General features: G+C 32.6%; 7 protein-coding genes. 6 read left to right on the top strand and 1 reads right to left on the bottom strand.

What is annotated here, in order from left to right; translation table 11 throughout:
- Window positions 1–33 precede the first annotated feature (33 nt).
- Window positions 34–2853 (bottom strand): transglycosylase domain-containing protein, encoded by a 2820-nt coding sequence (locus tag EDC18_RS09105; protein WP_132252401.1) that lies wholly within the window; start codon window positions 2851–2853, stop codon window positions 34–36.
- An 886-nt stretch (window positions 2854–3739) separates the two neighbouring features.
- On the opposite strand from EDC18_RS09105, the gene yunB reads away from it, so the two are divergent.
- The 6 genes from yunB (at window position 3740) to EDC18_RS09075 (ending at window position 11484) form a co-directional block, all read left to right on the top strand.
- Entirely contained in the window at window positions 3740–4453 is a 714-nt protein-coding gene (yunB, locus tag EDC18_RS09100; protein ID WP_132252399.1) for a sporulation protein YunB, read from the top strand.
- 378 nt (window positions 4454–4831) lie between these two features.
- A complete protein-coding gene (gene dapF / locus EDC18_RS09095) occupies window positions 4832–5665 on the top strand; it encodes a diaminopimelate epimerase (protein WP_132252397.1) in 834 nt (277 codons plus the stop codon).
- Between the two features lie 104 nt (window positions 5666–5769).
- Complete coding sequence (locus EDC18_RS09090) at window positions 5770–7008, top strand: LL-diaminopimelate aminotransferase (RefSeq protein ID WP_132252395.1); 1239 nt, start codon at window positions 5770–5772, stop codon at window positions 7006–7008.
- A gap of 38 nt (window positions 7009–7046) precedes the next feature.
- Window positions 7047–8381 carry a type I glutamate--ammonia ligase gene (gene glnA, locus EDC18_RS09085; RefSeq protein ID WP_132252393.1) on the top strand — a complete coding sequence of 445 codons (1335 nt, stop codon included), beginning with the start codon at window positions 7047–7049 and terminating at the stop codon, window positions 8379–8381.
- An 11-nt stretch (window positions 8382–8392) separates the two neighbouring features.
- Window positions 8393–8962 carry an ANTAR domain-containing response regulator gene (locus EDC18_RS09080; protein ID WP_132252391.1) on the top strand — a complete coding sequence of 190 codons (570 nt, stop codon included), beginning with the start codon at window positions 8393–8395 and terminating at the stop codon, window positions 8960–8962.
- 422 nt (window positions 8963–9384) lie between these two features.
- Window positions 9385–11484, top strand: coding sequence for a glutamine synthetase III family protein (locus EDC18_RS09075; RefSeq protein ID WP_132252390.1), 2100 nt, complete (start codon window positions 9385–9387; stop codon window positions 11482–11484).
- Window positions 11485–11866 lie beyond the last annotated feature (382 nt).

The raw sequence follows: 11866 nt of genomic DNA, 5'->3' as shown, positions 1-11866 counted from the left end.
ATGCGTATTATATTATAGAATACAAAAATAGCTCTAAAGCCAAGAATGGAGGGGAATTGAAACCAATCCCCCCCAACTATTGACAAAGAGCCTATTATTATTATTGTTGTTGTTATTACTATTATTGTTATTGTTGTTGCGATTATTGTTGTTATTTGTTCCACTATCTGGATCATCTTCGTTATCATCTGTTGATGGTGTTTCTATTATACTTGGTGGATAGAATTCCGAGAATTCAAAATCAGGGAAATCTGGTATTGTATTATTTGAATTTGGACCATGCATATCACAGTACTCACCTAGCATTGATGATGGCAACTCATATTTTCGATCTTCAATACGAGGAGTCGTTATACTTGAATCCCAAGTTGAAGGATCTAAAGGTGTTGGACGTACTATGAAGACTCTTTCTTCCTTTGTACTTTCAGGACAATATTCTGTTGCTAATTTATTAGATACAGTACATATTGTTGCTTTATAATGCACATCACACACTTCAGTTGGTTCGGTACCACGAGCAAAGAACTCAGTTCGTATGGTACTGCCTCTTGGATCATGGTCACATAATCCTTCAACAGCAAGTTTTCCAGATTCAGTACATATTTGAGCTGTTACAATACCTGAAGGGGTTTCGAAGTTTTTATTAGGAAGATCTTTATGAATTTTCTCCATAATCTCTCTCCAAATCATATTATGATAACTTCGATCATTAACCATTGAGGTATTAATGTCATATCCCATCCATATAGATCCTACATAGTAAGGGGTATAACCAGAAAACCATATATCATTGGCACTACTTGTCGTACCAGTTTTTCCTGCTGTAGGCATTGAGGTGTTTCTAAGTGCTGCAGTAGTTGCAGTACCTACTACTGGTCTTAATGTATCTTCCATAGCCTTTGTTAATAAGAAAGATGTTGTTTCTTTCATTACTCTTCTAGTATCTGGTGCATTATCTAATATAAGTTTGCCATCATGGTCTAATACTCTAGTATAGAATATTGGTTCAACATAAACCCCATTATTTGCAATAGCCCCATAAGCCGCAGTAAGTTCAAGGTTAGTAACACCTCTTGTCAAACCACCTAATGCTAATGGAAGTGAAATGTCAGAGAATTTCTGATTGTTTATATAAATTTCATCATATACAGTTGTAAACCCAAGGTTTATTAAATAGTCATAACCTAATTTAGGTGTAATATCTTCTAGGGTTTTAACGGCCACAATATTCAGAGAATATGAAATCCCTTGTCGAATTGTAGATAAACCCTTGTAATTATATGCGTATCTTGAGGTATCGTACCAATTTCTAATAAATCTACCATTTGGATAAGTATGAGGTACATCGTCATATACAGTTGCTAAAGTCATTCCAGCTGTATCAAGAGCAGGTAAAAATGCAGCTAGAACTTTAAATGTAGATCCAGGCTGTCTTGTGGTTTCAGTGGCACGGTTAAGGGTTCTATCTCCAATTTTTTCACCTCTCCCCCCACTAATGGCTTTGACATGACCAGTATGGTAATCCATAATAACCATTGATGCTTGAGGTTGTGGTGTAAAACTAATGGTTTCAAGAAGAATTCTGTCCCCTTCATCCATGAGCATATCTAGGTATTCATCAACATGCCTTTGCGCCGCTTCTTGATTTCTAAATAACAAATTAAAATTGCTATTTTTGGATCTGAAATAATTTTCAAGAGTGACATGTGAATAATGTTTTGTTGTTTCATCAGCGTGTAATATTGAAACATAATATGTTAAAGTTACGCCATAATCTACATTCTCTGGAGGGAAAAATGAATCATCCAGTAATACTTCATCTACGATAGCTTGCATTTCAAGGTCTTGTGTAACATAAATACTTAGACCGCCACGATAAACTAAATTATTGGCTTGAGTCTCAGTGTAGCCATTTTTATTTACTAAATCTTGAATAACTCTTTTTATAACTTCATCTACAAAATAGGAATAAGAAGAGCTTTGAGGTCGTTCTTCCCTTACACTTTGAATATTAGAGTGAACATCTTCTTCAAGTGCTTCTTCATATTCTTTTTGTGTAATGTATTCTTGTTCTAGCATTTTAGCTAAAACAATTTTTTGTCGTTCTCTATTTCTTTCAGGATGATGAGCAGGTTGTAAACGTGTTGGGCTTTGAATTGTTGCGGCTAAAACAGCTGCTTCAGCAATTGAGAGCTCCCATATATCTTTGTCAAAATAGAAATTAGATGCTGATTGTACACCATATCTACCACTACCAAAAAGGACAGTATTAAGATAATACTCTAAAATTTGGTCTTTGCTTAAACGTTGTTCTATTTGTATGGCCAAATATTGTTCTTGTATTTTTCTATCAAAAGACTTTGCGTTGGTTTGAAATACATTGGTTTTAAGTAATTGTTGGGTAAGAGTACTTGCCCCTTCACTAAGACTTCCGTCTCTTAAGTTAACAAAAACAGCACGCATAATCCCTTTAAGGTCAATACCATTATGAGTCCAGAATCTTTCATCTTCAATGGCTATAACAGCATTTTGAACATGTTTTGGAATCATATCTAAGTCTACATAAATTCTGTTAGCATCAACCCCTGTTAATTGAACAATTTCATTACCAAATTGGTCGTAGATAACAGATGCATATCCTTGTGGTGAAACATCGATTTGATCAATGCTTGGAGCACCGTCAATAATGCCTTTTACAGCCCCTAAAGCAGCGCCTACGCCTACTATAAAAACAAGGACCACTACTAAGATTATAATTCTAAAAAAAGAGATGTTAAATTTATTTTCAATTTTCTTCTTTTTATCTTGTAATTTTTTTTGCTTCTTAGCATTGTTTTCTTTACTAAAATTCATATGAATGCCTCCTTTAACGAACTAATTATAACAAAAACTGACTCAAGTTAAAAGAAAAATCGTATTTGTTAAAAAAGATTTAATATGAAAGTAACAATTTAAAGCTTGCTTGCAAGGGCTTGAAATTGTTACTTTCAAAGAACCTAGTGCCACTTATGAAGGAAGAGGCACTAGGTGAGTAACAAGTAACAATTTAAAGCTTGCTTGCAAGGGCTTGAAATTGTTACTTTCAAAGAACCTAGTGCCACTTATGAAGGAAGAGGCACTAGGTGAGTAACAATTTAAAGCTTGCTTGCAAGGGCTTGAAATTGTTACTTTCAAAGAACCTAGTGCCACTTATGAAGGAAGAGGCACTAGGTGAGTAACAATTTAAAGCTTGCTTGCAAGGGCTTGATAATGTTACTTTCAAAGAACCTAGTGCCACTTATGAAGGAGAGGCACTAGGTGAACATATATATCGAAGTAATGTTTATAAGTCATAAAGAAAAGTATAGTAGCATAATAATTCAGCCTATGACTCTTACTTCGCAAGAGTCACAAGCTTCGTTGAAAGTCTAATCTCCAAATCCTTGCTAGCAAATTTGCAGATTAGACTTTCATATTATAAAAAACTATCACCTAGGAGTTTAGCCAAGAATTTAGAATAATACTCAGTTTTTTGAAAAGTAAGACTTAAATATTCATTATATAAATGGTTAACAAATAGATAATATTTTCGTTGGAAAATCAGCAATATTTAATGAAGTATTAATAACATTGGGAATAAATGAAAAAAGCTTCACAAAGGTGTAATGCAAACATATATTATATAATAACACCAAATTATACCTGTTTATGTGATTGAAACCTAAGCAGAACTATAGCCCTAATTTGAGGATGTGAGACTATGATGATAAGGCGAAATTTAAAAGGAAAAAAGCCCCGAAATAGAAATAGAAAAAGAAAATTATACTTAAAGCTTAGTGTGTTTCTTGTCCTATTTATTATTATTACTACATATGTATATGAATACATTGATAAACAAGTACTACCAACATTATTAGAGATTGCAGAAATGAGAGTTCACGCACATGCTTCAACAATGGTAAATGAAGCAATAAAACAAGTTATAGTAGAAAATAAAATAGATACCAATGATTTAGTTACATATTATTACAATGATAAAGGGGAAATAATTTCAACAGGAATTAATACAATGTTGATTAACAGGCTAGGGTCAGAGGTAGTAGATAATATAAGTAAGAATATAGAAGCATTGGGGCTAGAAAAGGTATACATACCTCTTGGAAGTGTTATGAACAGTAATGTATTTGCAAATGTGGGGCCGCGAATTGCAATAGAAATATTACCTATTGGGAATACCTCCATTAACTACGATAGAGAATTCAGATCAACGGGGATTAACCAAGTGAATCACAGAATCTGGTTTAATATAGATACGACATTACAAGTAGTAGTACCTTTGGCTACAGAAAAAATCACCATTAGCCAAGAGTTCACTTTAGTAGATAATGTGATTAGTGGCACAGTGCCTCCTAATTATATTAATGTTCCAGGTAATAATGTCCTTGATGTAGCGCCAGATATATTTAGGAAATAAATAAAAATAGGTGATTCTTCACAACATCATAAGACAATAGAGTTGTCAAATGGACGTGAAGAATCCCTTTTTTTGTTTGTGACGAAACTTTAGTTGCAGAAATTTCTAAAAATGCAAGAATTTAGTACAAAGCATTCCATTCGTAATTTTAGGTAAATAAAAAATAAAAGGGCATTAAGAATAAAAGGACGAAGTTTAAAAAGAGAATACAAAAGTACTGCTAATTATGCATATAATGAGTTTTTGTGTGCATTGTGAAAAAAATGAAGTTTTTAATATTAAAACTTGCAAAAATACACACCCGCATGCTATAATAAAAAAAATAAAGCAGTAAAAGTTGTTTAGAATAGAGTGTAGCAAAAAGAAAGGAATGGGTATATGAAGTTTACAAAAATGAATGGCTTAGGTAACGATTATATTTATATTAATTGTTTTGAAGAAACTGTTGAAAATCCAAATTCTCTTTCTGTAGAGATGAGTAATAGAAATTTTGGTGTAGGGTCTGATGGCTTAGTGTTAATTATGCCATCTGAAATAGCAGATTTTAGAATGCGAATGTTTAACTCAGATGGGTCAGAAGCAGAGATGTGTGGGAATGCCATACGTTGTGTTGGTAAATATGTGTATGATTATAAGCTTACTGATAAGACAACAATAAGTGTTGAAACATTAGCAGGAATTAAAGTATTAGATATGGCATTAGAAAACAATAAAGTAACAACAGTAAAAGTGGATATGGGTGAACCTATTCTTGAAGCAAGCCTTATACCTGTAATTTCAGAGAAAATGCCTGTGATAGACGAAATCATAGAAGTTGATGGGAAAGAGTACAAATTTACTTGTGTATCAATGGGGAATCCTCATGCAATTACCTATGTTGATGAAGTAAAAGATTTTCCAGTAGATAAAATAGGGAAGGTTGTAGAAGTAGACCCTAAATTCCCAAGGAAAATTAATGTGGAATTTGTAGAAGTTGTAGATGACAACACCCTTAATATGAGAGTGTGGGAAAGAGGCGCAGGAGAAACAATGGCTTGTGGCACAGGAGCTTGTGCAACTTTAGTTGCTTCTGTACTGAATAATAAAGTAAATCGAAAAGCTATTGTAAAGTTATTAGGTGGGGATTTATTAATTGAATGGAATGAGAATGATAATCATATTTATATGACAGGACCAGCAACAGTATCATTTCAAGGGATTTGGGAGAGATAGTTTAAGAGTCGTAGGCTGAGTTACAAGGTTAATATACAAATCTTTAGGAGCAAGTTTAAAATTAGACATTCATAATAATAAATAAAATTTAGGAGGAATTAAAAATGGCAGATAGTTATATTCAAGAATTAATAGCAGAACGTATAGGTGGAAATCAATTTGGAAAAAGTACAGTATTGTATAAATTTGAAAAAATAAAAAGAGCTAAAAATGAAGCGATTAAAAAGTTTCCAGATATGGAAATTATTGATATGGGTGTAGGTGAACCTGATGCAATGGCTGATAATGGTGTTGTAGAAACCCTTAATATAGAAGCAAGGAAATGGGAAAATAGAAATTATGCAGATAATGGCATAGATGAATTTAAAGAAGTTGCGGCAAACTATATGGAGAAAGTTTTTAATGTTAGTGGGATTGATGGTGCTTCAGAAGTTGTTCATGCCATAGGTTCAAAACCAGCTTTAGCAATGATGGCCCAGGCGTTTATAAATCCAGGAGATGTAACCATTATGACTGTTCCTGGTTATCCTATTATGGGAACCATGACATCTTGGTTAGGTGGAGAAGTTTATAACCTAGAGCTTTTAGGGGAGAATAATTTCTTGCCAGACATTGATAGCATACCTGAAGATGTACTAAAAAGAGCAAAGTTATTATACTTAAATTACCCTAATAATCCAACAGGGGCATCTGCTACAAAAGAATTTTTTGAAAAAGTTGTGAAATTTGCAAAAGAAAATGATATTATAGTAGTACATGATGCTGCATATGCTGCTTTAGCTTTTGAAGGAAACAAACCTTTTAGTTTTCTGTCAATTGAAGGGGCTAAAGAAGTAGGTGTTGAGATTCATTCTTTATCAAAAGCGTTCAATATGACTGGATGGCGTATGGCTTTTGTAGTAGGTAATGAGCTTGTAGTAAAAGCTTTTGCTGCTGTAAAAGACAATAATGATTCAGGGCAGTTTAAAGCCATACAAAAAGCTTCTATGTATGCATTAGAGAACCCAGAAATAACAGAAAAAACAGCATTAAAATATTCAAGAAGACATACTATGTTAGTGGATGTTTTAAATAAGATCGGATTTAAAGCAAAAAAACCAAAAGGATCATTCTATTTATATGTTGCCATTCCAAAAGGAACAAAAGATGGTGTTACATTTGACAGTGCAGAAGATTTCTCTCAGTTTTTAATCAAAGAAAAATTAATATCTACAGTGCCTTGGGATGATGCTGGTGCTTATGTGCGTTTTTCAGTAACTTTCTTAGCCGATGGAGAAGAGGAAGAAAAGAAAGTAATTGATGAGATTTATAGACGCTTAAGTGATTTGAATCTAGTATTCTAAGCCTCTGGTACTGGAGGAATATGTAAAGGAGGATATAAATGATTCAGAAAAACTATAGCAAAGAGGACATAAAAAGATTAGTAGAAGAAAATGATGTGAAGTTTATTCGATTACAATTTGTGGATATTCTAGGAACTTTAAAGAATGTTGCTGTGACAGTAGATCAGTTAGAGAAAGCTTTGAATAATGATATTATTTTTGATGGTTCTTCTATTGAAGGGTTTATACGAAGTGAAGAAGCAGATATGTATTTAAAGCCTGATCTTAATACTTTTGAAATTTTTCCTTGGAGACCACAACAAGGGAAAGTTGCAAGACTAATTTGTGATATTTATAAGGCAGATGGAACTCCTTTTGGAGGGGATCCTAGATTGGTATTAAAAAATGTGATAAATGAAGCAAAAGAAATGGGTTATGAAATGCATCTTGGAACAGAGTTTGAATTTTTCTTATTCCATACAGATGAAAATGGTAATGCAACAACCATAACTCACGATAAGGCAGGGTATTTTGACTTAGGCCCTTTAGATTTAGGAGAAAATGTAAGGCGTGATATGGTATTAACATTGGATAACTTAGGTCTTGAAGTGGAAGCCTCACATCATGAAGTGGCCCCTGGGCAACACGAAATTGATTTAAAGGCAACCAATGCCTTAGATGCAGCAGACAATATTATTACGTTCAAACTTGTTTTAAAGGTAGTGGCTCAAAGACATGGGCTTCATGCTACCTTTATGCCAAAGCCAATCTTCGGTGAAAATGGTGCAGGCATGCATTCTAGTTTAACCCTGTATAATTCTAATGGAGAAAATGTATTCAGCAACAAAGAAGATGCGCTAGGTTTATCAAAAGAAGCTTATTATTTTATTGGCGGTTTATTAAAACACGCAAAAGGATTAACAGCCGTGACTAATCCTACTATTAACTCATATAAACGTTTGGTTCCAGGTCATGAGGCACCCACATTAATTGGTTATTCTACAAGCAATAGTAGCCAATTAATTAGAATACCTGCAGCTAGAGGTAATAATGCATCAATAGAACTAAGAAGTCCAGATCCTTCTATAAACCCATATTTGGCAATTGCGGGTATTTTAAAAGCTGGACTTGATGGTATAAAAAATAAGATTGTACCCCCTAAAGTAATGAGTTATGAAGAATTGGCTACTAAGAATTTTTCTATATTAGAAGAAGAAAACCGTTTGCCAGTAAATTTAAAAGATGCATTAATTGCACTATCTAAAGATGAAGTTATAAAAGAAGCATTAGGTCAATGTTATGATACATTTATTAAAGCAAAAAGCATTGAGTGGAACGAATATAGTTCTATAGTTCATGAGTGGGAACTTAACAAGTATATATCGAAATATTAGTAGGTGGTGAAATGGCAATAAGGATATTGGTTGGAGCAGGAAAAGAGAAAAATTTAAAACAATTATCGAATTTTTTATCAAACAATGGCTTTATTGTCGCTGGAGAAGTAGATGATGGATATGATTACTTAAGGAAAGTACATTCGATATACCCAGACATCTGTATTCTTGATGGTTATATGAAAGGCTTAAGTAGCTTAGAGCTTACAGAAGTAATCGTTTATGAAAAAATAGCTCCGGTTTTAGTGATGTTAAATGAATTTGAAGTGCAAAATTATGCACAACTTAATCAAGAATCTTCTTTTGTGCCAATTATAAAGCCAATCAATAAAAATATGTTATTGAATACTATACAGATATTACTTAAAACAAATAGAAGTATAAAAAAATTAGAAAAAGAAGTAGTGACATTAAAAGACTCTAAAAAGGAACAACAACTAATTGCAAAAGCCAAAAAATTACTTATTGAACATATGTGTTTGACAGAAGATGAAGCCCATCGAAGAATACAAAAACAAAGTATGGAAAAAGGTATTCAAAAGATTAAAATTGCAGAAGCAATCATTTTAATGTATGATTAGAATTGGGATTAGTAAAAGTGCATAAACTTTTATGAGAATAAAAAAATTTAGTAGTATGAAATTCTGAAATATGATTTATTATAAAAAAAAGGTTGCAAATCATAAAGGCCTATGATATATTAGTAGTAACAGAAGGACGACAAAGTCCTTAGATGAGTAGAACAATGGCGTTCTCAAGGTTTTCTTGAGTACGCTTTTTTTATATACTAATTTCTAGTATATAAAGAGAGATGTGAATTCTACTAATCTGAAAGGTTACCGAACACTTTTTCTGGATGAACATAATATAACGGATTTTACTAATAATACATTATGTATAAAATTTTAGTGACACTTCCTTTTGTTATGTTTAGGTATTAAAAATATACAAGGAATTTTATTTCTTGAAAAGATATAGAATAAGATTAAAGGAGGAAATAAGTATGAAAGTAAATGAAATTTTTGGATCACATGTTTTTAACGATGCAGTAATGAAAGAAAGATTACCAAAGAATACTTATAAAAGCTTAAAAAAATCTATGGAATTAGGTGAAGCTTTAGAACCAAGTGTTGCTGAGGTCGTTGCAAATGCAATGAAAGATTGGGCTATCGAATTAGGCGCAACTCATTTTACTCATTGGTTCCAACCAATGACAGGTAAAACAGGAGAGAAACATGATGCGTTCATATCTGTATCTCCAGATGGAAAAGCAATTATGGAATTCTCTGGTAAAGAGCTTATAAAAGGTGAACCAGACGCTTCTTCTTTCCCTAATGGTGGATTAAGAGCTACTTTTGAAGCGAGAGGTTATACGGCTTGGGATTGTACGTCGCCAGCGTTCTTAAAAGAAGATACAGCAGGTGTTACTTTATGTATTCCAACGGCTTTCTGCTCATATACTGGAGAAGCTTTAGATAAAAAAACACCATTACTTCGTTCTATGGAAGCAATCCATAATCAAGCAATGAGAATTTTGAAATTGTTCGGTAATACAACATCAAAAAGAGTATTAACAACTGTGGGAGCAGAACAAGAATACTTTTTAGTAGATAAGAAATTCTACCAATTAAGAAAAGATTTAATTTTCACTGGTAGAACTTTATTCGGCGCATTACCTCCAAAAGGTCAAGAGATGGAAGACCATTACTTTGGAAGCATTAAAGAACGTATAGCTAAATTTATGAAAGAAATTGATATAGAATTATGGAAATTAGGTGTATCAGCAAAAACAAAACATAATGAAGTTGCACCAGCTCAACATGAGTTAGCACCAATTTTCTCAACAACAAATATTGCAACGGATCATAATCAATTGGTAATGGAAACATTACAAAAAGTTGCAACCAGACATGATTTAGTATGTTTATTACACGAAAAACCATTTGCAGGTGTTAATGGTTCAGGAAAACACAATAACTGGTCTTTATCAACAGATGACGGCATTAACTTGTTAGATCCAGGAACAACACCACATGAAAATGCTCAATTCCTTGTTTTCTTAGCATCAGTAATTGCTGCAGTTGATGAGTATGCACCATTGCTTAGATTGTCAGCAGCTAATGCAGGTAATGATCATAGATTAGGAGCAAATGAAGCACCACCAGCTATTATTTCTATATTCTTAGGAGAGCAATTAACGGATATTATAGAGCAAATCCAAGAAGATAGATTGGCAACAAGTAAACAAGCAGAAGAGTTAAAACTTGGTGTAACAACAATGCCAAATCTTCCAAAAGACGTTACAGATAGAAATAGAACTTCACCATTTGCCTTCACAGGTAATAAATTTGAATTTAGAATGGTGCCATCATCTGGATCAATTGCTGGACCAAATATTGTATTAAATACAATAGTAGCTGATGTTTTAAGTAGAGTAGCGGATGAATTAGAAAATGCAGATGATTTTAATGGTGCAGTAACAGCATTAGTTAAAAAACTAATTAGTGACCATAAAAAAGTTGTTTTCAATGGTGATGGGTATTCAGATGCATGGGTTGAAGAAGCAGAAAAACGTGGATTACCAAATATTAAATCTACTGTAGATGCTTTAGAATATTTTGCAAAACCAGAAAGTATTGAAATGTTTGAAAGACATTGTGTTTTCACAAAAGGTGAAATTGTTTCTAGACAAGAAATTATGTATGAAGAATATGCAAAAATCATTAATATAGAAGCCCTTACAATGATTGAAATGGCTAAAAAAGAGATATTACCATCTGTTATCGATTATATAACAAGCTTAGCTGATTCAATAAATACAATTAAAGCTGCAACAAGTTCAGTAACTGTTAAAGTTCAAGAAAAATTAATAGAAAAACTATCTAATTTACTTGAGTTAGCATATGACAAGTTAGAAGCACTTGAAAGTGAAGTTGTAAAAGCTAAAGAGTTAGAAGAAATTGAAGAACAAGCAATTGCTTTTAGAAATAAAGTATTTGTAGCTATGGAAGAGTTAAGAATACCTTGTGATGAATTAGAAAAATTATCAAGTGAAGAATACTGGCCATTCCCAAGTTATACAGATTTGTTATTTAGAGTCTAATTGAATAATAAGAACACACTTGTGTTTTAGAGATGCAAGTGTGTTTTAAAAATAAGTTATTTACGAAGGAATCCATCCTCCACCATTTTTGGATTTCTTCTTTTTTTAGATTAAGGAAAGTTCCTCTCATAAGGCGAACTTTCTTTTTTTTGTTTATTTAATCCGGCGTATGGTGAGAAATAGGGTAAAACAACTAAGATAAGCCATTTTAATATATATATTAGTAATAAAAATATATATATTAAACCAATGAATACCAAGGATTAATCGAACATATAAATGTAAAATGATAATAATATTCGGATTTTGTATTGACTTTGTATTTGTAGATTAGTACAATGAATATAGGAAACACTAATTGAATATAAAGCCATTGTGATTG

The sequence above is a fragment of the Natranaerovirga pectinivora genome (genome assembly GCF_004342165.1).
Lineage (GTDB): Bacteria > Bacillota > Clostridia > Lachnospirales > DSM-24629 > Natranaerovirga > Natranaerovirga pectinivora.
Note: the sequence above shows the minus strand (reverse complement) of the source record. Positions and strands in the feature narration are given on the sequence as shown.